Annotated in this window: 20 protein-coding genes and 2 tRNA genes; 4 read left to right on the top strand and 18 right to left on the bottom strand. The window is 59.8% G+C overall.

Going from position 1 to position 22,394, the window contains the following annotated elements; all coding sequences use genetic code 11:
* Positions 1–163: 163 nt before the first annotated feature.
* From RM6536_RS07680 to RM6536_RS07635, 10 genes are all read right to left on the bottom strand, one after another.
* Positions 164–805, bottom strand: a complete 642-nt coding sequence (locus RM6536_RS07680; protein WP_060824670.1) for a DsbA family oxidoreductase — start codon at positions 803–805, stop codon at positions 164–166.
* Between the two features lie 188 nt (positions 806–993).
* A complete protein-coding gene (clpX, locus tag RM6536_RS07675) occupies positions 994–2,361 on the bottom strand; it encodes an ATP-dependent Clp protease ATP-binding subunit ClpX (RefSeq protein WP_081094668.1) in 1,368 nt (455 codons plus the stop codon).
* A gap of 519 nt (positions 2,362–2,880) precedes the next feature.
* The gene (locus tag RM6536_RS07670) at positions 2,881–3,570 is read right to left on the bottom strand and encodes an ATP-dependent Clp protease proteolytic subunit (protein WP_012903382.1); all 690 of its coding nucleotides are present in this window, start codon (positions 3,568–3,570) and stop codon (positions 2,881–2,883) included.
* 5 nt (positions 3,571–3,575) lie between these two features.
* Positions 3,576–4,229 carry an ATP-dependent Clp protease proteolytic subunit gene (locus RM6536_RS07665; protein WP_005505718.1) on the bottom strand — a complete coding sequence of 218 codons (654 nt, stop codon included), beginning with the start codon at positions 4,227–4,229 and terminating at the stop codon, positions 3,576–3,578.
* 320 nt (positions 4,230–4,549) lie between these two features.
* The gene (gene tig, locus RM6536_RS07660; protein WP_060824669.1) at positions 4,550–5,851 is read right to left on the bottom strand and encodes a trigger factor; all 1,302 of its coding nucleotides are present in this window, start codon (positions 5,849–5,851) and stop codon (positions 4,550–4,552) included.
* A gap of 107 nt (positions 5,852–5,958) precedes the next feature.
* Positions 5,959–6,033 (bottom strand) — tRNA-Pro (locus tag RM6536_RS07655).
* A gap of 292 nt (positions 6,034–6,325) precedes the next feature.
* Positions 6,326–6,396 (bottom strand) — tRNA-Gly (locus RM6536_RS07650).
* A gap of 165 nt (positions 6,397–6,561) precedes the next feature.
* On the bottom strand, positions 6,562–7,107 hold the full coding sequence (locus RM6536_RS07645) for a cysteine hydrolase family protein (RefSeq protein ID WP_060824668.1): 546 nt from the start codon (positions 7,105–7,107) through the stop codon (positions 6,562–6,564).
* A gap of 19 nt (positions 7,108–7,126) precedes the next feature.
* On the bottom strand, positions 7,127–8,011 hold the full coding sequence (locus tag RM6536_RS07640; protein WP_060824667.1) for an Fpg/Nei family DNA glycosylase: 885 nt from the start codon (positions 8,009–8,011) through the stop codon (positions 7,127–7,129).
* Between the two features lie 119 nt (positions 8,012–8,130).
* A complete protein-coding gene (locus RM6536_RS07635; RefSeq protein ID WP_060824666.1) occupies positions 8,131–8,622 on the bottom strand; it encodes a ribose-5-phosphate isomerase in 492 nt (163 codons plus the stop codon).
* A 377-nt stretch (positions 8,623–8,999) separates the two neighbouring features.
* Between RM6536_RS07635 and pepN the strand changes: the two genes are divergently transcribed.
* Both pepN and RM6536_RS07625 read left to right on the top strand, forming a co-directional pair.
* Positions 9,000–11,549, top strand: a complete 2,550-nt coding sequence (gene pepN, locus RM6536_RS07630; RefSeq protein ID WP_060824665.1) for an aminopeptidase N — start codon at positions 9,000–9,002, stop codon at positions 11,547–11,549.
* Positions 11,550–11,848: 299 nt separating this feature from the next.
* Positions 11,849–13,006: an SGNH/GDSL hydrolase family protein gene (locus tag RM6536_RS07625; protein ID WP_060824664.1), complete on the top strand. Its 1,158-nt coding sequence runs from the start codon at positions 11,849–11,851 to the stop codon at positions 13,004–13,006.
* Positions 13,007–13,124: 118 nt separating this feature from the next.
* Here RM6536_RS07625 and RM6536_RS07620 read toward each other — a convergent pair whose 3' ends face one another.
* Positions 13,125–13,730 (bottom strand): hypothetical protein, encoded by a 606-nt coding sequence (locus tag RM6536_RS07620; protein WP_060824663.1) that lies wholly within the window; start codon positions 13,728–13,730, stop codon positions 13,125–13,127.
* A gap of 277 nt (positions 13,731–14,007) precedes the next feature.
* Positions 14,008–14,871 (bottom strand): hypothetical protein, encoded by an 864-nt coding sequence (locus RM6536_RS07615; protein WP_060824662.1) that lies wholly within the window; start codon positions 14,869–14,871, stop codon positions 14,008–14,010.
* 205 nt (positions 14,872–15,076) lie between these two features.
* On the opposite strand from RM6536_RS07615, the gene RM6536_RS07610 reads away from it, so the two are divergent.
* Entirely contained in the window at positions 15,077–15,985 is a 909-nt protein-coding gene (locus RM6536_RS07610; RefSeq protein WP_060824661.1) for an acyl-CoA thioesterase, read from the top strand.
* Between the two features lie 106 nt (positions 15,986–16,091).
* Here RM6536_RS07610 and RM6536_RS07605 read toward each other — a convergent pair whose 3' ends face one another.
* Positions 16,092–16,646: an HdeD family acid-resistance protein gene (locus RM6536_RS07605; RefSeq protein ID WP_231917954.1), complete on the bottom strand. Its 555-nt coding sequence runs from the start codon at positions 16,644–16,646 to the stop codon at positions 16,092–16,094.
* A gap of 305 nt (positions 16,647–16,951) precedes the next feature.
* Positions 16,952–18,631: an energy-dependent translational throttle protein EttA gene (gene ettA, locus RM6536_RS07600; protein WP_060824659.1), complete on the bottom strand. Its 1,680-nt coding sequence runs from the start codon at positions 18,629–18,631 to the stop codon at positions 16,952–16,954.
* A 92-nt stretch (positions 18,632–18,723) separates the two neighbouring features.
* On the opposite strand from ettA, the gene RM6536_RS07595 reads away from it, so the two are divergent.
* Positions 18,724–19,140, top strand: coding sequence for an MmcQ/YjbR family DNA-binding protein (locus tag RM6536_RS07595; protein WP_049356717.1), 417 nt, complete (start codon positions 18,724–18,726; stop codon positions 19,138–19,140).
* Positions 19,141–19,831: 691 nt separating this feature from the next.
* Here RM6536_RS07595 and RM6536_RS07590 read toward each other — a convergent pair.
* The 4 genes from RM6536_RS07590 to RM6536_RS07575 form a co-directional block, all read right to left on the bottom strand.
* Positions 19,832–20,119 carry an antibiotic biosynthesis monooxygenase family protein gene (locus tag RM6536_RS07590; RefSeq protein WP_060824658.1) on the bottom strand — a complete coding sequence of 96 codons (288 nt, stop codon included), beginning with the start codon at positions 20,117–20,119 and terminating at the stop codon, positions 19,832–19,834.
* A 209-nt stretch (positions 20,120–20,328) separates the two neighbouring features.
* A complete protein-coding gene (gene trmD, locus RM6536_RS07585; protein ID WP_060824657.1) occupies positions 20,329–21,288 on the bottom strand; it encodes a tRNA (guanosine(37)-N1)-methyltransferase TrmD in 960 nt (319 codons plus the stop codon).
* A gap of 3 nt (positions 21,289–21,291) precedes the next feature.
* The gene (rimM, locus tag RM6536_RS07580) at positions 21,292–21,954 is read right to left on the bottom strand and encodes a ribosome maturation factor RimM (protein WP_005505693.1); all 663 of its coding nucleotides are present in this window, start codon (positions 21,952–21,954) and stop codon (positions 21,292–21,294) included.
* A 194-nt stretch (positions 21,955–22,148) separates the two neighbouring features.
* Positions 22,149–22,394 carry an RNA-binding protein gene (locus RM6536_RS07575; RefSeq protein ID WP_005505691.1) on the bottom strand — a complete coding sequence of 82 codons (246 nt, stop codon included), beginning with the start codon at positions 22,392–22,394 and terminating at the stop codon, positions 22,149–22,151.

Genomic DNA, 22,394 nt, shown 5'->3' with positions numbered 1-22,394 from the left:
CCGCGCATAGAATCCACGCTTTAGGGATTGCATGCTTCAGGGCTTACACGCCTCAGGGCAACAGAGTAAATAGAAAAGTACCGCCCGGTCAGTACATGACCGGGCGGTACTTTTATGCTCTGCATCCGCAGACTCTACCGAGCCTGCGCGCAGTGCAGGGTTCTTAGGCTTCGCCGTTTTCGCCGTGGAAAATCGGACCCACGGTACGGGGGCGCTTCAGCTCGAAGAAGCCGGGGTAGGAAGCCAGCGCCAGGGCACCGTCGAAGAGCTTACCTGCCTCTTCACCGGCGGGGCTCGGGGAGATAACCGGGCCGAAGAAAGCGGTGCCGTTAATAGAGATCAGCGGAACACCGATGTCGGTGCCGCCCACGGTCTCCAGCGCCAGGTCCAGGGAGGCGCGCATCTGCTCATCGTACTGATCGGTGAAGGCGACATCCGCCAGCTCTGCGGGCAGGTTGACCTCTTCCAGTGCCTTGACGATTGCATCGCGGTAGGAATCAGCCTTGTTGCTGTTGTGGTGAATCTGCTCGCCCAGAGCATCGTAGAGGGGCTTGATGACCTCGTCGCCGTGCAGCTCGCGCACAGCGGTGATGAGGCGGGTCGGCGCCCAGGACTGGTCCATCATTGCCTGGTAGTCGGCGGGCAGGTCACGGCCCTGGTTGTGCATGGACAGGGAGAAGGGGCGCCAGGTCACCTCAACGTTGCGGACCTTCTGCACCTCACCAATCCAGCGGGAGGTAATCCAGCACCAGGGGCAAATCGGGTCGAACCAGAAATCAACCTGTGCGGGTGCGTTCTCAGCCATGAGTGTTCCTCTCTCATACGGTTGCGCCAGCCGCTTCTATGAGCCGGCGCTTATTCTTCGGTACACGCTCTTCAGCACACACTCTTCAGGGCATGCCAACAAGAGCGGTACCTGCTAGTGAGCCGTCACCCCGCATAACCGGGGCGACGGCTTCTTTATTCCCTAGCCTGTCGGCTGGAAGTATTCGGTTATGCCGCCTGACGGTCCGCGTCCTTCACGGAGGCGGCCTTCGCCTCCCCCTTCACAGCGCGGGTGGTCTCCGCTTCAGGGTCGGGTGCCTGCAGCACGTAGCGGGGCTCGGTGCCGTTGAGCACGGTGTCCTCACCAATGACGATGGACACCACATCGGTGCGGTCCGGGATGTCGAACATAATCGGCTGCAGAATCTGCTCCATCATGGAACGCAGGCCGCGGGCACCGGTACCGCGCTCAGCGGCGAGGCGCGCAATAGCCGCGACTGCTGCGTCGTCGATGATGAGCTCCACGCCGTCCAGGGCGAAGAGGTGACGGTACTGCTTGAGCAGCGCGTTCTTCGGTTCGGTCAGCACGCGAGCCAGCTCTTCTTCGTTGAGCTCGCTCAGGGTCGAGATGACCGGCAAGCGGCCAATCAGCTCGGGGATAATGCCGTAGTGCGCCAGGTCCTCGGGCATAATCTGGTCCAGCGGGTTCTTCACGGAACCGCCCAGTTCAGCGCCGAAACCGATACCGCCGGCACCCACGCGGGCTGCGATGCGGTCGTCAATATTGTCGAAGGCGCCGGCCACGATGAAGAGAATGTTCGAGGTATCAATCTCAATGTTCGCGTGTGCCGGGTGCTTGCGTCCGCCCTCCGGTGGTACGGTCGCCACGGTGCCCTCAATAATCTTCAACAGCGCCTGCTGCACACCCTCACCGGACACGTCACGGGTGATGGAGAGGTTCTCGCCGCCCTTGCGGGCAATCTTGTCAATCTCGTCAATGTAGATGATGCCGCGCTGAGCCTTAGCAATATCGCCGTCAGCGGCGTTGATGAGGCGCAACAGAATGTTCTCCACGTCGTCACCCACGTAGCCCGCCTCGGTGAGGGTGGTTGCGTCGACCAGGGCGAAGGGCACATCCAGCTTCTTCGCCAGGGTTGCCGCCAGGTAGGTTTTACCGCAACCGGTCGGGCCGAGCATCAGAATATTCGATTTGCCCAGCTCCACCTGCTCCCCCGCGGTCGCCGAAAGAATGCGGGAGGTCAACACCGGGTTATCAATATCGTGGATGCGCTTGTAGTGGTTGTACACCGCCACCGCCAGGGTGCGCTTCGCCGCGTCCTGACCGATGACGTAGTCGTTGAGGTAGCTGTAAATTTCGCGCGGAGTAGCCAGCTGAGGCGCGGAGGCAGCTGCGGGGGCTTTCACCTTCAGACGCTCTTCAGCGAGAATCTCTTCGCACAGCTCCACGCACTCGTCGCAGATGGAAACGTTCGGGCCGAGCACAATCTTGAAAACCTGCGCGCGAGTCTTCTTGCAGAAGGAGCATCGCATGCTGGCGTTGGGCTGTTCGGGAGGGGCAATGACGTCTGTGGCCACGGAGATTCCCTTTCGATCGGCGTGGTGAAATCGGTGCAGACGGGTCAGTGACCTGATGTCTGCGGTGATTTCTCAGGAGGGGCGGTGGTGGGCGCCCTGGTTTGAGTGAGAAACCGGTATGAAATACTCTAATTTTCTCCTTCTCTAAGGCTACCGGAGTTCACCCCGGAACTCAGAATTACGCACCGCAAATGGACGGACTTACCGGGCATATGACAAAGCGCGTCTTTTATGACGGCGGCAGGGGCTGATGCTCCGGTATGTGACGGTAAAGCCCGGCTGATGGTACAGCCCCGCAGACTATAAACCCAGCACAAAAGCGCAGGTCAACACCACATATCAGCTGGTCTCACCGCAACCCACCCAGCGGGTACAAAACAGTGGGCACAAAACAGCAGGCACAAATCAGAGGGCGCAAAAAGGGCGGCATCGCACCGCGCACCAGCCCGAAGGCTCGCACACGGGGCAATGCCGCCCCTCCCCCGAAAAATGCTCGGGGATATTCCTCAAAACTAAAGTTTAGGTGTGGGAAATAGCGGTGTTGGTCGCAGGCTTACGCAGCTTACGCGACTCCAGCACCTTATCGACCAGGCCGTACTCCAGGGCAGCAGCCGCAGTCAGAATGTTGTCACGCTCAATGGAGCGGTCAACTTCCTCGTAGGTCTTGCCCGAGTGCAGTGCCAGGGTCTGTGCAGTCCACTCACGCATACGCATAACCTCGTTCGCGTGAATCTCAATGTCAGATGCCTGGCCACCCTGCTGGCCGCTCAGCGCGGGCTGGTGAATCAGCACGCGAGCGTTCGGCAGTGCCAGACGCTTGCCGGGGGTACCGGCAGCCAGCAGAACCGCCGCAGCGGATGCCGCCTGGCCCAGGCACACGGTCTGGATCTCGGGGCGGATGAACTGCATGGTGTCGTAGATGGCGGTCATTGCGGTGAAGGAGCCGCCGGGCGAGTTGATGTACAGGGTGATGTCACGCTCGGGGTCCTGCGCCTCCAGCACCAGCAGCTGAGCCATGATGTCGTCAGCGGATGCGTCGTCCACCTGGGTGCCCAGGAAGATGATGCGGTCCTCAAACAGCTTTGCGTACGGGTCCTGACGCTTGTAACCGTAGGGGGTGCGCTCCTCGAAGCTGGGGAGCACGTAGCGGTTGCTCGGCATAGCCGGCGCCGAGGTGGTGATATCGTTCGGCAGGTAGTTCATGTGCATCTCCCTTATGCGTTCTTCGATTCGGGCAGCTTACCGGCGGTGGTGGCAATGTGGTCGAAGAAGCCGTATTCCAGGCCTTCTTCCGCATTGAACCAGTTGTCGCGGTCGTTATCCTTCAGGATGGTTTCCAGGCTCTTGCCGGTGCGCTCAGCGGTGATCTCTGCCAGGCGCTTCTTCATGTCCAGAATCAGCTCAGCCTGGGTGCGGATATCCGACGCGGTACCGCCAATGCCGCCGAGGGGCTGGTGCATGAGGATTCGGGCATTCGGGGTTGCGTAGCGCTTGCCGATGGTGCCTGCGGTGAGCAGGAACTGACCCATGGATGCTGCCATGCCGGTCACCACGGTCACCACGTCGTTCGGGATGAGCTGCATGGTGTCGTAGATAGCCATGCCAGCGGTGACGGAGCCGCCGGGAGAGTTGATGTACAGGTAGATGTCTGCCTCGGGGTCTTCAGCCGAGAGCAGCAGCATCTGGGAGCAGATGAGGTTGGCGTTGGAGTCGCGCACCTCGGAGCCGAGCCAGATAATGCGCTCCTTCAGGAGGCTGTTGTAGACGTAATCTTCCTGGGCACCAACGATGGGGGTTGCCATAGACGGCGCGGGCGCCACGCCGGCTGCCTGGGAGGCGCCGATGGGCAGAGGCATGTAGCTGGACATTCTTCCTCTTCTTCTCTAATGGGTCTTCGCTGCATCTTTGCGCGATTTACGCGCCGGAGCGCACGCGAAAAGTTTCGTTGCTACTACCTTACCGATAGTTGCTCTCCCCCGCTTCCCTTCGGGTTGTTCGTTCGCCAGGGGGTGAAGCAGAGGCGAAAACCTCGGTACGGAATAACTTGAGGTCGGAATAGTTTGGGGTGAAAAAAGCCTCAGCGGGCACCCAACCGATAAGCTCGGTGGATGCCCGCTGAGGCTACACGTTTCAAGCAATCAGCTCACGCCCTCTAGCGGGGTGGCTTTTTGCAGACCGTGGCGGGGATTTAGGCAGCTGCCTCTTCGCCCTCGCCCAGGTACTTGGACAGGTCAACAACGTTGCCCTTGGTGTCCTTGACCACTGCGGTCTTCAGCACTGCTGCCAGAGCCTTGGAGCGGCGAACCTCGCCGACCAGTGCGCCTGCCTGGCCGGAGCCGTCCAGCATCTGTGCGAACTGGTTGGGGTCCATGCCGTACTGGGAGCTCATGGTGATGATGTAGTTGATCATCTCAGCCTGGTCGACGGTCACTTCTTCCTTGTCCGCAACAGCGTCGAGAACCATCTCGTTCTTGAATGCGGTCTCGGTGTTGGCACGAACCTCGGCGCGGTGCTCCTCGGTGTCGTGGCCTGCTTCAGCGTTGGGGTTGTTGAAGTGCTGCTCGAGCTGGTCCTCGATAACCTTCTCGGGGACGGGGATCTCTACGAGCTCAACGAGCTTTGCGAGGACCTTGTCGCGTGCCTGGGTGCCCTGCTCGGCGACCTTAGCTTCTGCAACCTGCTTCTTGATGTCTTCCTTCAGCTCGTCGATGGTGTCGAACTCGGAAGCCAGCTGTGCGAACTCGTCGTCAGCTTCGGGCAGCTCGCGCTCCTTGACTGCGGAGAGCTTGACCTTGATGACTGCCTGCTCGCCTGCGTGCTCGCCGCCGGAGAGCTTGGTCTCGAAGGTTGCGTCCTCGCCAGCGGACAGGCCGGTCAGAGCCTCGTCGATGCCGTCGAGCATGGTGCCGGAACCGATCTGGTAGGACAGGTCGTTTGCTGCGTCTACCTGCTCGCCGTCGATTTCTGCGGCGATGTCGATGGTCACGAAGTCCTTGTCAGCTGCGGGGCGCTCAACGGTCTTCAGGGTGCCGAAGCGCTCACGCAGAGCGTCCAGTGCCTGAACCTCGTCCTCAGCGGTGACCTCTACCTCGTCAACCTCAACCTCGAGGCCCTCGTAGTTGGGCAGCTCGATTTCGGGGCGGACGGTGACGGTGATGGTCAGCTTGACGTCTGCTTCACGGTTCTCGGTGGAGGGCTGGGACTGAACGTCCAGCTCGGGCTGTGCCAGGGGGGAGAGTTCGTTCTCGCCCAGTGCCTGTGCGTAGTAGTCGTTCAGAGCGTCGTTCAGGGATGCCTCGACGATGTAGTCGAAGCCCGCACGCTGCTCGATGAGCTGCTTGGGCAGCTTACCCTTGCGGAAGCCGGGAACGCTGATCTGACCCGAGAGGTTCTTGTAGGTGCGGTCCAGGTAGGGCTTGAATTCTGCGAAGGGAACCTCGACCTCAATCTTTGCGAGGGTCGGGTTGAGCTTCTCGACGGCGGTCTTCACGTCCGTGATCTCCTCATATAGTTTCGGTGCGGCACGAATCGTGTGTGCCGCGGTTGCTTAGTGGAAAGAGCGCCACGACCCTGTAGCGTCGCGGCAACCGTTTCACGTCGGGGCGACAGGATTCGAACCTGCGATCTCCTGCTCCCAAAGCAGGCGCGTTAGCCAAGCTACGCCACGCCCCGTGAAACCGACCGTGTTGCGCACTTGCGTGTTTAACACAGTCAGTGCCCTAGTTTACCTGTTTTCCCGCTAAATGCCCAACACAGCGGCTCGTGCACGGTTTATTTCCACTGAGCGCGTACTCCCCTGTCTCCCTTGGTTTTGTGGGGTGTTTTGTGTGGATGCGCGGTGAGGGGATGACGGGCTGGAGGGCGAAAATCCCGAGCGCGCGAGGGAATGTATTTTCGCCCGTAAGCGATTCCCGGCATCCCCGAGCACAAAAAATCCCCCCGACAACGTCGGGGGGATTGTGCGAGGGGATGACGGGAATCGAACCCGCGTAATCAGTTTGGAAGACTGAGGCTTTACCATTAAGCTACATCCCCGGAATGGAACTTGACCATAGTAGCGAGGTTCCATCTGGGCTGTCAAATATTTGAGCGGATTTTAGACCTGCTCGCTGTGATGCATGTACACGTAGTTGGCGTGCTCGGGCCAGGCCTCAGTTTCGGGCACACCAGCGCGCTCGGAATCCGCACGCTCCAGCCTGCTTACATATACTCCTCAAGCATCTGCTGCGCCGAGACAATCGTGGCGAATTCATCGCGCAACGCCGCAACATTGTAGAGGTGCACCATCTCCGGGGAAAGAAAATCACCGGCACCATCAGAAAGCGCAAAGGTTACACAGGCATCCTCAACAAGAGCCACCTGAAAACCATAATTTGCCGCCATCCGCACAGTGGTAGACACACAATGCGGCAGCGTACAACCCATCACCGTGAGCCGATCAATCCCGCGTTCACGCAGATAGGCAAGCAGATTCGTACCAATAAACGCACTATTCACATTTTTGGTAAATACCCTCTCCCCCGCATGAGGCTCAAACCCGGTCTGAAACCTAATATTTTCCTCATCGTAAAAGAAAGAGCTCGGGTCCGTTCCCCGATGCTGAATATGGATTATTTCCCGCCCTGAACGGCGGAAAGCCTCCATGATCTTCTGCATCTTCTCTTCCGCGCCGTCATTATTTCTAGCCGGTAGCTGCGGATGCAGAAAACCCCTCTGAACATCCACCACCATTAGAGCCTCAGCCATTGTTCCTCTCCTCCTGTGGCTACTTCTGGCAGCCGGGGCACCAGTAGAGTTTGCGGCCGGCGATTTCTTCCATGCGGATGGTCGTTCCGCAGCGGCGGCAGGGCTCGCCGTGGTGCATGTACACGTAGTTGGCGTGGTCGGGCCAGGCTTCGGTTTCGGGTACGCCGGGGCGGTCTTCCGGTTCGGTGGTGATAATACGACCCACACGCACGCCGATGACCAGCAGGTGCTTATTGTCTTCCCAGAGTCGCTGCAGCTCCTCGTCGCTGAGGCTCTTGCCGGGGCGTAGCGGGTCAATTTCCTGGCGGTACAGCGATTCGGCGCGGAAAATATTGCCCACGCCGGAGATTGCCGCCTGATCCATCAGAATCACACCAATCGGGCGGGAGCTCTTACGTGCGGCGCGGTAGAACTGTTCGGGGTCGGCGTCCGGGTTGAGCGGGTCGGGGCCGAGCTTCGAGCGGACGGTGCGCACCTCCTCCGGCGTGAGGGTGCGGCAGATAGTCGGGCCCACCAGGTCGGCCCAGCCGTGCTCCGAAACGATACGGCAACGCACCGTACTCTTCGGCTCGGGAGGACCGGCGTAGGGCTCCCCCTCCCCCGCGGCGTATTCTTTTTCGCCAATCTTGCGGGGCGCGCCAATGCTCGAAGCACCCGTGAACGTCTCATCCCCGCCGAAGCTCCAGTTACCGTAAATACCCAGGTGCACGTTCAGGGTCAGGTCGTTCTCGAAGGTCACAAATAGGTGCTTACCGTGCGCGTACGCCCCGGTGATGGTGTGACCGTCCAGCAGGGCGGCACCCTCGGCGTAGCGGCCCTGCGGGGAGGAAACCTGCACGCGCTCGCCGGTGAAGACGTCGCTGATTTGGCGGGCGATACGGTGGATGGAGTGGCCTTCGGGCACGGGTTCTCCTCGAAAACTTGTCGGCTGGAAATAGCGCGGCTAGAAATAGTGCGGATTATATGGAGTGCAGAGACGACTGAGGCGCATAGCCTGCACTATGCGCCTCATGTTTTTAGAGCTTAGGCAGCGTCAATCTGCTTGCCGGCAATGTCGCCGGTCTGCTCGTACTCAGCCAGCTGACCGATACGGCGTGCGTGACGCTCCTCGTTGGTCCAGTGGGTAGCCAGGAAGACCTTGATGATTTCCAGTGCTTCTTCCTTGCTGTGCTGGCGGCCGCCCACAGCTACGACCTGTGCGTTGTTGTGCTCGCGAGCCAGCGCCGCGGTGTCGTGGTTCCATGCCAGAGCCGCGCGGATACCCTCAACCTTGTTCGCAGCCATCTGCTCACCGTTGCCGCTACCGCCCAGCACAATACCCAGGGAGTCCAGGCCAGCCTCGCGGTCACGCTTCACACCGAGGGCTGCGTTAATGCAGAACGAGGGGTAGTCATCCAGCGGGTCGTAGTCGGCGGGGCCGTGGTCAATCATTTCGTAGCCCGCAGCGGTGAGGGACTCAATCAGGTAGTGGCTCAGTTCGAGGCCAGCGTGGTCGGTTGCGATGTGTACGCGCATGGTACTCTCCTGGTGATTTTGTCTTGGTGTGACGTGCGTTTGTGCGTTCGTGGGAGGCGCCGGTTCTCAGTTCTGAGCGCCGTTGCTAGAGTGCGCCGCGCATCCATCAGGTGGGATACGCTTCCCCGTTTGGGTTTTTTCTGTCTTAACTGTATCGAATTCGCGCGGGTTCGGGTAATGCGGAGCCTTCTAGACCCCCACCTATACGGTAGACTGTGGGTTATGGCACTTTTTGGTGTCCCGATTCGCCGCGCCCACGTTTGAATACCTCCAGCGCTACGTATGCAGCGTCGCAGGAGCCGCGCCTCGGGAACCAGGACACCATGACAGGGCGTGTCAGCACGGCACGCTATTCACATCTAAGGAGAGGGAGCTGTATGCCCGGCCTGAACCTAACCCGCAATGAGGCAACCGAACGCGCATCCATCATTAAGCGCGTGCACTCGTACCGTATTGAACTCGACCTGCCGAAGGACAAAGACGTCTTCTCCTCGAAGGTTGAAATCCGCTTCGACGCTCAGGAAGGTGCCTCCACCTTCATTGACGCGATTACTTCCTCGGTCAAGTCCATTAACCTCAACGGCGAAGAGCTGAGCACCGACCTGGCTGACGGCGAGCGCATCCAGCTGCCGAACCTGGCGGCTGAGAACACCCTGGTCATTGACGCAGAGATGTTCTACACCAACACCGGTGAGGGTCTGCACCGTTTCGTGGACCCCGCCGACGGCGAAGTGTACCTGTACTCCCAGTTTGAGGTGCCGGACTCCCGCCGCGTATTCCCCGTCTTTGAGCAGCCCGACCTGAAGGCTGAATTCGAGTTTATTGTGCGCGTTCCCTCGCACTGGGTGGTTGTGTCTAACCAGCCCGAGGTGAAGATTGAGGAGAAGGAGTGCGGTTGCGGCCGTGCAAAGACTTGGTTCTTCAAGCCGACCCCGCGCATGTCTTCGTACATTACCGCGATTGTGGCTGGCCCCTACGAGAAGGTCACCAGCGAGCTGACCAACTCTGAGGGTCGCGTGATTCCGCTGGGCGTGTACGCTCGTAAGTCCCTCATGCCGTTTGTGGATGCTGAGGACATGTTTGAGCTGACCCGTCAGGGCTTCGAGTTCTACGAGGAGCAGTTCAAGACCCCGTACCCGTTCGAGAAGTACGATCAGCTGTTCGTGCCCGAGTTCAACGCCGGTGCGATGGAGAACGCTGGCTGCGTGACCTACCTGGAGACTTACGTCTTCCGCTCCAAGGTTGCGGAGGCTCTGCGTGAGCGCCGCGCTATCACCGTTCTGCACGAGCTGGCTCACATGTGGTTCGGCGACCTGGTCACCATGAAGTGGTGGAACGACCTGTGGCTGAACGAGTCCTTCGCTGAGTTCATGTCGACCCTGGCTGCTGCGGAGAACACCCGCTACGCGAAGGAGGCGTGGGCTACCTTCGCCGCATCGGAGAAGACCTGGGCGTACCGTCAGGATCAGCTGTCTTCGACTCACCCGATTGTGGCTGAGATCCGTGACCTTGCCGATGTTCAGGTGAACTTCGACGGCATTACGTACGCGAAGGGTGCTTCGGTGCTGCGTCAGATGGTGGCGTGGGTTGGCCAGGAGAACTTCATGGCTGCTCTGAAGGTGTACTTCGATAAGCACAGCTGGGGCAACACCGTTCTGGACGACCTGCTGGTTGAGCTGGAGCGCACCTCCGGCCGTGACGTGCGTGCGTGGAGCGCCAAGTGGCTTGAGACCGCTGGCGTGAACACTCTCGCCGTTGAGATTGAGAACGACGAGGCTGGCAACATCTCTTCGCTGGGTATTCGCCAGTCCTACGCTGAGGGCTTCGAGACCCTGCGCCCGCACCGTGCCGTGATTGGTTTCTACAACCTGGTGGACGGCAAGCTGACCCGCACCGACCGCATTGAGCTGGACATCGACGGCGAGCTGACCGTGGTTGAGGAGGCTATCGGCAAGAAGCGCCCCGACCTGCTGCTGCTGAACGATGAGGATCTGGCGTACGCAAAGATTCGCCTGGACGAGCGTTCCATCGAGACCGCTATCAAGCACCTGGGCGATATTGATTCGTCCGTGGCTCGCGGCGTGGTCTGGGGTTCGCTCTGGGATACCGTGCGTGACGCTCAGATGCCGGCACGTAAGTACGTTGACCTGGTGCTGAACAACATCGGTAAGGAGACCAACTCCACCGCTCTGCGCACCCAGATCAACAACCTGTCCGCTACCCTGCACTCCTTCGTGGCTCCTGAGGCTCGCGAGGAGACCCGCCACCGTGCCGCTGACCGTCTCTGGGAGCTGGCATGCGTTGCAGAGCCCGATTCGGATGCTCAGCTGCAGCTGCTGCAGGCGTTCATCAACCAGACCCGCACCGAGGAGCAGTACGACAACGTGCAGCGTCTCTTCGAGGGTGAGCTGACCCTTGAGGGCCTGGATATTGACGCTGACCTGCGTTGGAACCTGGTGTGCCGCCTGGCTACCGGTGGCCGTTTCTCCGCCGAGCAGATTGCTGCGGAGCTGGAGAACGACAACACTGCAAACGGTCAGCAGTACGCCGCTCAGGCATACGCGTCGATTCCGACTGCGGAGGCTAAGGCTGAGTACTGGAACAAGATCATGGTGACCGGCGAGCTGTCGAACATGATTCAGCGTTACGCTATTTCCGGTTTCAAGTCCGGCAAGCCCGAGCTGATTGCCCAGTACGATGAGCCGTACTTCGAGCAGATTGAGGGTATTTGGCGTTCGCGTTCGCACGAGATTTCCATGCAGATTATTGGTGGCATGTACCCGAGCGTGCCGACCGCTGAGCTGCTGGAGCGTACCGAGGCGTACCTGGCTTCTCTGCCTGAGGATGCTGCGGCTCTGTACCGTCAGATTGCGGAGGCACGCGACGGCGTGGCTCGTGCGCTGAAGGTTCAGGCGGCTGACATCTAACAATGCTTGTGAGCTGAGGCGGGTTCGCCACCTGCTCTCATAGGTTTTTGCTCATGGGTTTTTATTCGTCCCCTTCTACCCCGAGATCCGGGGTGGGAGGGGACGTTTCTGTATGGGGGTATGCCGGTTCTATTTTGAGTTGTGCCCCAAGTTGCGCACCGGTTTGCATACCGGTTTGCATACCGGTTTGCGCACCGAGTCTAATTCTTGTCACTGCGGTGCATATTTTTTGTTATTTTCATTTGAATATCCCTCAAAAGCTCTCTACTTGGGGTTGCGCCTATCGTATACTGTTGTGCATGCCTTCTATCAAGTCTCCTATCGCGAAAGTTTCTCTGACCGGCACAATCCTTGCTGTGGTTGCTGCCGGTTCCTTTGGCGTGTACTCCGCAGGAGGCTTCACCGCGCCCGGTGGCACCGCCGCTACCGCTGCTACGGGCGCCGAGCCTACCCAGTCGGCGCAGGAAAGCCCCAGCGAGTCCCCCTCCCCCGAGCCGACTCCGGAACCGACCACCCCGGCGCAGAAGATGGAACGCACCGCGCAGAACGCCTTCGGCAAGGAGGGCGCGCAGGCAACCGGTGAGATTCAGGCGCCGTTCCCCACCTCCGCTGATGCCGCCGACATGCTGGTTCAGCAGTTCAAGGGTGGCGTGGTCATGTACACCCCCAAGTACGGTCCGGTTGCGGTGGAATCCGGCGTCTACGAGCACTGGTGGAAGCAGCGCGGGTACAGCGACTTTGCCGGTTGGGAGGGTCTGCCGGTGAGCTGGCGATCCAAGAAGGGCGTTCTGTACACCAAGTTTGAGAAGGCTGAACTCTACTGGGATAAGGCGAACGGTCTGCCGCGTAACACCAATGTTCTTGGCGCTAAGGATGCCCTGGTGATTGGTGACTCGCAGGTGACCTCAACCTCCTGGGTTGGTTTGGGTCTGAAGCAGGCAGGTTTCGTCCCGTACCTGTTCCGTTGCGGCGGCATCGGTTTTGTGACCGCCCGCGAGGGTGTGTGCCCTTCCTACTATCAGGGTGTGATGGGTGGCCGTTGGGCTCTGCCGAGCGGTAACCCCGGCGTGATTTACCTGGATGCCTCCGGCAATGACATTTACATTCACGAGGATGAGACGAAGGCTCGCGAGCATGTGAACGCTCACCAGACTCAGGTTATTGAGCAGCTGCGACGCATGTACCCGTCGTCGAAAATCGTGTTCGGTGGTGTGGTGTCTATGGATGAGGCGTCAGCACCGGATAAGCAGGTGGCGCATAAGCGTCACGTGGCAAACGAGGTGGCAAGGCAGGGTGCCCGCGAGACCGGCGTGCTGTTCATGGACACCTCGGGCTGGCAGAGCCTCTACCTGGCTGAGGGTGACATGGCTGATGGCGTGCATCTGAAGGAGAAGGCGCACCATAAGCTGGCGGGCCCCTTTGCGACTCGTCTGCGTGAACTGCTCGGCACCGCCTAATCAGTTTTGATAAACGTATAAGGCATCAAAAATGAGGCGCCGGGATGATTGAATCCTTCCGGCGCCTCATTCGTTTGAGTGGGTTACCCACCGCAGCTCTCAAGTTAGTGTGCGGGTTTTATGCCGCGACGTTTGCCTGGCGTTCCTTCGCCTCGGCCTTCTGGTGTGCGAGCACGCCCTCCGCAAGGCGACGCTTCTGACGCTCACGAGCGGCTTCCTTCTCACGCTGCTCGGCAGCCCAGGCGACCGGGTCAATGTCGATCGACTCGTAGTGCCATTCGCCAATGTAGTCGCGAATCGGGGCGACCCAGGTGACGGGAATGCCGCGGCGCAGGTACACCTCGTGGTCGGTGTCTTCAAAAGCATAGATAATGCGGTTGCCGTCAGCAATCAGGGACTCAATGATGGAGTCCTTCCATGCGGGGCTGTTGGAGCCGTCGTTGCCGGGCTTAGCGAACACGTGCTTGGGTTCCAGACCTGCGCGGGCGATGAACTGGTTCAATTCCTTCATGTAGGTGCCGTCTCGGCCGGTAATTACTACGACCTCTGCGCCGGTGTCTGCCGCGATTTCGCGAACACGGTCGGCAATTTCAACATTGACCGTGGCGTTGCGGATGGCCTTGAAGAATCGGCGGTTGCTTGCGAAGAAACCGGTCAGGTACTTGTCCATCTGATCTCGGTTGCTGGCAAGGGTACCGTCAATGTCGACTGCAATCAGATCCATATAGGTCTCACTTTCGATCCGTACGGGAAGAATGCGCCTGGTGAGGGCGCGGCGGAAGAGTTCCCGTGCGGTGTGGCTGGTAATCGGTGTGTCAAAGACGCCCCGGTGAAAGGGCGTAGTCTTTCTAGAATACCCTATTTTCGTAAAGTAATGCCCTATCGAATGTCATTATTACAACTACCCCGTTGATGTCATACAGCATAGAAAACCACTGGTGGCGCAGGCAAAGAGCCCACACCACCAGCGTAAAAAATCTAGAAATGTCTCAACAAACGGTTTAGAGTAGCGAACCGGACCCGCGGCGCACCAGCACCATGCCGGCCGGTGCAACGATGCGCAGCCACTCGTCCGAACCTACATGCGCAGCGAACAGCGGCAGATCGCCAGTGAAGCCTTCCGGAATGAAACCGAACACGCGCAGGGCGAATGCCGCGCCGGTCGGTACTAGCACGGTATCGAACTCAGGTAGGTACTCCAGCACCATATCGGAGGACCAAATACGCGAGCGCACCGTGGAAAGCACAGTAGCGCCGGGGTTCTCGGGCAGGGCGCGTTCTACCGCCTCCAGGCCCTCTGCGGTGGCGCGGTGGAACTCTTCAACCGGGACGGTACCAACCTCGTACCAGCCGCTGAGCGGGGCAGACTTACCAGCCCAGCTAGCGTTGACGGTCACCGGCGGCATGAACAGCACCAGCTGCGGGTTCTCTTCGTTACCCTGTTCTTCTGCCTGCTTCTGCAGACGCGCCAGACGGTCCAGCAGCGCCTGCGCCTGAACGGTCATGTCCAGGGTGGAGTCAGCCAGCAGGTGCAGGGCGCGCAGACCCATAATGACCGGGGTGTCCGAGGAGGCGTCCTCCGGCTCCAGGGAGCAGGCGAACACCGCCACCACGCGGCCGCGCGCAGTCAGGCGGATAGCGGCGTCCGGGTTCACCGCCAGGGCGCGAGAAATGTAGGTGGCAAGGTCCTTGACCGCTGCGGCACCCTGCGCTCCGCCGGGCAGAATCAGGTAGGGCTCCTCCACGCCTTCGTGGGGGTTGTACTTGAGTTCAATGGGTGCCGCCGCGTTCGGTGCGCTGTTCTGATCGGGAGCGTTCTCCTGCACGGGGGTATTGTCAGGGGTGGTTTCAGACGGCGTAGTCATTTCTGCTCCTTTTCGGCGTAGGCCTGCTCGGTGGCAAGTTGGTGGGTGATATCTGCGATGGTGTGTTAGGCAGACGTTCCGGATCGACTATCCGGGTCATTGTTCCTAGTCAATGTTCCGAATCAACCTGTCGTGGTTGTCTCAGAGTATGCTCTCCCACTCTACGCCAGAAACCGGTTCATTGAAAACGTGCGAGAATAAAACCATGACCAAGCCCACTGTGACCCAAAACCTCATGCGGATGCTGGACCTCTCCCCTGTGGAGGCGGCGCCCGCCTCCTTCGGTAGTGATGAAGTGTCCACCGGTGTGACGCTCACCCGCGAACAGCCGCGTACTTTCGGTGGTCAGGTTCTTGCCCAGTCGATTATTGCCGCCGACCGCACGGTGGAGGGCAAGGACATCCACTCGATTCACGCCTACTTTCTGCGTCCCGGCGATATTGAGCGTGAACTGTTCTTCGCCACTCAGCGCCTGAATGATAGCCGTTCCTTCTCGACCCGCCGCGTGCAGGTGTTCCAGGATGAGGCGCCCATGTTCTCGGCGATTATGTCGTTCCAGTCCGATAGCCGCGGCCCGGAGCACACCGCAGTGACCATGCCGGAGGTGCCGGACCCCGAATCATTGCCGATGGTCAGCGACTACCTGGGTCAGCTCCCCCACCCCATTGCACAGGCGGTCTCGTGGGAACGTCCGATTGATATGCGACACGTGGACGCGCCCCTGTACACTCAGGCGGATGCCTCCTCGACACAGCCGCGTGCCTGTGTGTGGTTCAAGACCTTTGACCGCCTGGTGCATGCTGATGGTTCTGAGGCGTCGGAGGCGGAGCACCGCGCCGCTATCGCCTACGCTTCGGATTATCTGCCGCTGGAGCCGGCTCTGCGCCGTCACGGCAAGTTCTGGCTGGAGCCGGGCCTCAAGAGCGCCTCGCTGGATCACGCGATGTGGTTCCACCGTTCGGCGCGTGCCGATGAGTGGCTGCTGTACGTGCTGGATTCTCCGAGCGCGCAGGGTGGCAGGATGCTCGCGCAGGGTTCGATTTTCAATCGTTCCGGTGAGCTGGTGGCGACCGTGGCGCAGGAAATGATGTTCCGCCTGCCGGAATACCGCTAAAGTTCCGATACAAACGTTAGAGCATACAGAAAGACCGTGTGAGGTGGTTGTCTCACACGGTCTTTCTTATGTTCTAGTGTACGGTCTAGAAGCCGTTTGGAAGCTCTTATTTGGCTTCGACGTCAATCACACCGTCCGGGGAAATGTGCACGGTGCGCTTGATTCGGCGGGAAACGAAGAAGTCACCCACGAACACCAGGCCGGTTACCAGAAGACCCAGTGCTGCCATCCATACTGCCGCCACGCCGAAGATCATCGGGAACAGCAGCACGAGCAAACCCAGGATCAGGGTACCGATAGCAGAGAACTGCAGGTGGCGTCCGGCGGCGTAGCTCAGGTATTTCATGGCCTGGGCAGTCATCAGACGAATCAGCGCCCACATAATCAGCCACACGCCCACAATAGTCGGAATGTACGTCGCCTGCGCACCAGCCGAAGCGCTCAGCAGAATCAGACCAGCCACCACGGTCAGGATGCCGTCAACCAGGTCCCAGCCGGTACGTGCCTGCTTTGGCGTGCCGAAGTAACGCACCACTTCAAACACGCCACCGAGCAGCACGGCGTAGGAGAAGATGAAGCCCAGCGCGGCCAGCGGCACGGCGGGGTTCGCAAACATGTAGACGGCCGCGATAATCAGCAGCACGCCCGTGGCCAGGGACATCCAGTTATATTTTGAAAGCATGACACTCTACCCTTCGTATCAAATGCGTTAGTTAGTTATACATGTCTATTATGCCACGAATGTGAATTCCGCCACGACCCGCCGGTTACCGGGGCTCGAACTATTTCTACCGGCGAACAGCGGACGGTGCGCTCGTCAGCCTCCCGCCCGCATCCCGGCGAGTGGACACACCGGCGGGCACACCGGCGGGCACGTCGGTGGGCACAGAGCGGCGGGCACAGCGAAGCCCCACCTCCTCACGCTTCAACAGCGTCAGGAGGCGGGGCTCGTTACCGAACCAAACCCTATCGGGTCAGCTTGCGGTGCACCACGCGGTGCGGCTTAGCAGCCTCAGGGCCGAGGCGCTCAATCTTGTTCTTCTCGTAGGACTCGAAGTTACCCTCGAACCAGTACCACTGATCCGGGTTCTCATCGGTGCCCTCCCACGCCAGGATGTGGGTTGCCACGCGGTCCAGGAACCAACGGTCGTGGGAGACGACCACTGCACAGCCGGGGAATTCCAGCAGCGCATTTTCCAGGGATGCGAGGGTCTCAACGTCCAGGTCGTTAGTGGGCTCATCGAGCAGCAGCAGGTTACCGCCCTGCTTGAGGGTCAGCGCCAGGTTCAGACGGTTACGCTCACCACCGGAGAGCACACCCGCCTTCTTCTGCTGGTCCGGGCCCTTGAAGCCGAACGCGGAAACGTACGCACGCGAAGGCATTTCAACGTTGCCGACCTGGATGTAGTCCAGACCGTCAGAGACGACCTCCCAGAGGCTCTTCTCCGGGTCGATGTTCGCGCGGTTCTGGTCAACGTACGAGATCTTCACGGTCTCGCCGACCTTCAGCTCGCCGCCGTCCAGGGGCTCCAGGCCAACGATGGTCTTGAACAGGGTGGACTTACCCACACCGTTAGGACCAATCACACCGACAATGCCGTTACGGGGCAGGGAGAAGGACAGGCCGTTAATCAGGGAACGGCCGTCGAAGCCCTTCTGCAGGTTCTCAGCCTCAATAACGACGTTACCCAGGCGGGGTCCCGGAGGAATCTGAATCTCTTCGAAGTCAAGCTTGCGGGTCTTCTCAGCCTCCGCAGCCATCTCCTCGTAGCGTGCCAGACGAGCCTTCGACTTAGCCTGGCGGCCCTTAGCGTTGGAGCGGACCCAATCCAGCTCCTCGCTCAGGCGCTTAGCGAGCTTAGCGTCCTTCTTGCCCTGAACTTCGAGGCGGGAACGCTTCTTCTCCAGGTAGGTGGAGTAGTTACCCTCGTAGGGGTACAGGTTACCGCGGTCAACCTCGGCGATCCATTCTGCCACGTGGTCGAGGAAGTAGCGGTCGTGGGTAATCGCGATGACGGCACCCTCGTAGGACTGCAGGTGCTGCTCCAGCCAGAGCACGGACTCTGCGTCCAGGTGGTTGGTGGGCTCGTCGAGCAGCAGCAGGTCGGGCTTCTGCAGCAGCAGCTTGCACAGTGCCACGCGGCGGCGCTCACCACCGGAGAGGTGGGTGACGGGCATGTCAGCGGGCGGGCAGCGCAGCGCTTCCATTGCCTGCTCCAGCTGGGAGTCCAGGTCCCATGCGTTAGCGGCGTCGATAGCTTCCTGCAGCTGACCCATTTCTTCCATGAGGGCGTCGAAGTCAGCGTCAGGCTCAGCCATGAGGGCGGAGATTTTGTTGAAGCGGTCCAGCTTGGACTTGATTTCGCCCACGCCTTCTTCAACGTTGCCCAGAACGGTCTTCTCTTCGTTCAGCGGCGGCTCCTGCATGAGGATACCCACGGTGTAGCCTGCGGTCAGGCGTGCCTCACCGTTGGAGGGCTGGTCGAGGCCAGCCATGATCTTCAGGATGGTCGACTTACCCGCACCGTTCGGACCAACCATACCGATCTTGGCGCCGGGGAAGAACGACATCGTCACGTCGTTAAGGATGACCTTGTCGCCCACAGTCTTGCGGGCCTTGATCATCTGATAAATAAATTCAGCCATAGTTACCTATTTTAGCGTGGATTCGGCTGAGGGTACGAGAGTTTTAGGTTGCATGCTATGCGAAGTACCACGCGGGTACTAGACTCGAAGCTATGAGCACAAACCCCTCCCCCAAACTTCTGGCACCCGAAGACCTCGAACATACCGTTGACCGCCTCACGCTCGCCATGCCGCTGGCGACGCGCGATCAGCCATTCGGGCCCGAGCACACGGTGTACCGGGTAGGCGGCAAGATCTTCGCCATGTACACGGAAGGCATCGGCTACCCCATCGTGAATCTCAAAACCGACCCGGAAGAATCCGAGGTGCTACAGCGCATCTACCCGAGCATCATTCCGGCATGGCACATGAATAAGCGGCACTGGATTTCCGTGGGCGCCGGCGAAGGCATAACCGAGCGGGTACTAGAAGAGCTGGTGGAGGATGCGTACCTGCGCGTCATGTACTCGCTGCCCAAAGCGAAGCGGCCAATCGAGTTCCGCGAGCGCCCGGTACCCGAAAAGCACTAGCCGAAAAGCGTTACGGCCTGAAGGAATCTTTTAAACAGCGGAGCGGGTGAGCTTCGGTCCGGACCACCGAATTGCCCACCCGCTAAGCAAAGCACTTTCCTGTCCGCGATAAGGAGGGTCATCAACCACGATGAACGCTCGAACCACCAAGCTCCCATCCCATATATTGCGGGGTTCCGCACCATGCACCACTTGTGTGAATACGTGATAGTTGAGTCGGCACCCTTGCCAAACCTCCTATGCAGAGGAGGCGCTGACCTGGGTGCGCTGAATATTTCCCTTGAGTGACTCAGCTACGTCATGCGATGCAGCTGAGAGGGGATCGCCGTCTTCGCCCGAACTACCGGCACGGACGAAGTGTGCTCTCGGGAACAATAATAACCTTTTTGCATTAAAGTGTCACTTTCGGATTGAAGGATACAGAGGGTATTTATTGACCACAATTCAGGTGTTTTATAGCACCGAACCCACATATCCAACCACCACGAAATACCTGCAGATTTTATGCCCCGAAAAATCAAGGAGGGGCCGCGCCGACCCTCCCTTATATCGCCTCCACATGGGCTAATACCCACTTAAAGCAATATTCAGAAAAGTTAGTGCGACCCCTCAGTATGTGAGATAAAAATAGGATAACCCCTAATCAGGGCGATTATCGTTGGGATTTATCTATAGTTCCCCGAGTGACCCGTTACTCGCTGAACTCCACCTTCTCGAAGCTCATGGTGCCATCAGCGTGAGAGACAACAGTATTCGGGTCACGCTCACGACGAGCCGCCGCGTACGCATCATGGCTTGCCTCATCAACCCAGCGGGTCACCACGAAGTAGTCGCCGCCCTCATCCAGGGGGCGCCAGAGCTCAAAACCCTCAAAGCCCGGGAAAGAGTCAGCAATATGGCGGGCAGCGGCAAAGCGCTTCTCCAGCTCATCACGATTGTCGCCAACGACAGTCAAACGGTGAACCTTAACAACGGACATATGTCCTCCTTCTGTTGAGTACGTGCTTTCAACAATGAAAGCGGGTTAGACCTCGCACCACCTATAGGCAGGCTATATTCTGAGCGAGGACAACCTCAGCATAACGGTTCACGGGCACAAAAAATAGGGGTTAGCGCCAACTAACAGTTATATGACGCTAACCCCCCATTCAGAGGATCACGAGGCGCCCACAGGCACCCGTTCGAAGCTTAGGATTCCGGCTGGGTCTGCACGGTATTAGGCTGCACGGTATTAGGCTGCACGGTATTAGACTGTGCAGTATCAGGCTGTGCCGCCTGAGCCGCGCTATCAGCCTGCGGTGCCGGGTTCTTCTTCGCCTTCTTCTGAGCCGCCTTCGCCGGGTTCGCAAAATGCACCCCGCGCTCAGCCAAGAAGCGGCGGTCCTTCTTATCCCACTGCTCCACCGGATACGCCTCCAACAGGTCCGGGCGGCGCTCCAGGGTGCGCTCAATCTGACGGTCACGACGCCAACGCGCAATCGCACCGTGATTACCCGACAGCAGCACCTCCGGAACCTCACGGTCACGCCACACGGCGGGCTTCGTGTACACCGGATACTCCAGCAGACCGCCCGTATGCGACTCCTCCTCCAGGGAGGCGGGGTTACCCATCGCGCCCGGAATCAGGCGGGTGATAGCCTCAATCATTGCCATGACCGCAACCTCACCGCCGTAAAGCACATAGTCGCCCAGGGACACGGGCATCACGCGGAAGCTCTCCTGTGCCCAGTCCAGCACGCGCTCGTCGATGCCCTCGTAGCGCGCCGGAGCGAAGACGATATGCTTCTCCTCCGCCAGCTCATACGCCATCGCCTGATCGAAAACGGCACCCGCCGGAGACGGGACAATCAGCAGCGGGCGGGTATCAGCGGCGGGTTCGGCACCCTCAGTAGAATCTTCGGTAGCGGCGTTTAGCGGGGAGGCGGCAAGCACCTCATCCAGCGCCAAACCCCACGGCTCCGCCTTCATCACCATGCCCGCGCCACCGCCATACGGGGTGTCATCCACCGTGCGGTGACGGTCAAAGGTGTACTCACGCAGGTCGTGCAGGTGCAGATCCACCAGACCCTTCTCGCGCGCCTTACCCAGCAGGGACAGCTTCAGCGGCTCCAGGTACTCGGGGAAAATCGTGACCACATCGTAGCGCACGGACTACTCCCCCGCCTGCTCGGTCGCCTGCGCAGAATCCTGCTCAGCGTCCTCGACCAGGTCAATCAAACCCGCCGGAGGGGTCAGCAGCACAAAGCCGGGCTCATCCTCGGTCGAAGGAACCACCTCAGGCACAATCTCCTCAACAAAAGGAATCATGATCTCTTCACCCGCACCGGATGCAAGACGCGGCGAACGAGCCAGCTTAATCAGCAGCAAATCCTGCACCGGCATGGTCTGCAGACCGGTCACCTTACCCAGCGGCTTACCCACAGCCGGGTTATCTACGGGGCTCTCCCCCTCGGGCACATCCGCCAGCAGGTACACGGGCAGGTTCACCAGCTCCTGCTCGTAGAAGCCCTCTTCGTCGCCCTCATCCTCGGGAACCTCGTAGACCAGGCGGCTGCCGCGCAGCTCCTCAGCCTGGTTGCGGGTAGTCACCTCATCAAAACGGACCACCAGAATCTTCTTGTTCCAGCGGGCACCGGCAACCGTCAGCTCACCGGTGGGCGCCACCGAAGCGGCAGCAGAGCCGGGCTTGAAATTCTCGATACCGAGCACCTCACCGCGGGCAAAACGCTCCTGCGGGGCATCAGTAAAGAGCTGAACCGTCACCTCACCACGAATACCGTGAGGCTTACCGATACGAGCCACCACAACCTGCATAATTTTCCTCCGCTGGGTACAAGTCGAAAACCTACGCCGTGCACGTGCACGGCTCCCACTATTCTACCGGGCACTAGGGACGGGCGCATTCTGCCGCCCGCACTACCACCCCGCGCTACCACCGAGACCCGGGCACGCGAAAGCCCCCGCCTTCCGGAAAAATTCCGGGAGCGGGGGCTTCAAGCGTTTACGAGCTAGCGTCGCTTTTTGTCGGTGTCGATAATGTCGATACGCATCGGCTCGCCATCAGAAATAGCGTCCATCACCAGACGGATGCTCTTGGCGGTACGACCGGACCTACCGATAACTCGGCCCAGGTCATCCGGATGCACGCGAACCTCAAGGGTTTCACGGTGACGCTGGGTGCGCAGGCGCACCTTCACGTCCTCCGGACGATCGACAATCCCTCGAACCAGGTGTTCGAGTGCGTCAGCCAACAT

This window comes from Rothia mucilaginosa (genome assembly GCF_001548235.1).
GTDB classification, from domain to species: domain Bacteria; phylum Actinomycetota; class Actinomycetes; order Actinomycetales; family Micrococcaceae; genus Rothia; species Rothia mucilaginosa_B.
The sequence above is the reverse complement of the archived record's forward strand: the minus strand, read 5'-3'. Positions and strand labels throughout refer to the sequence as shown.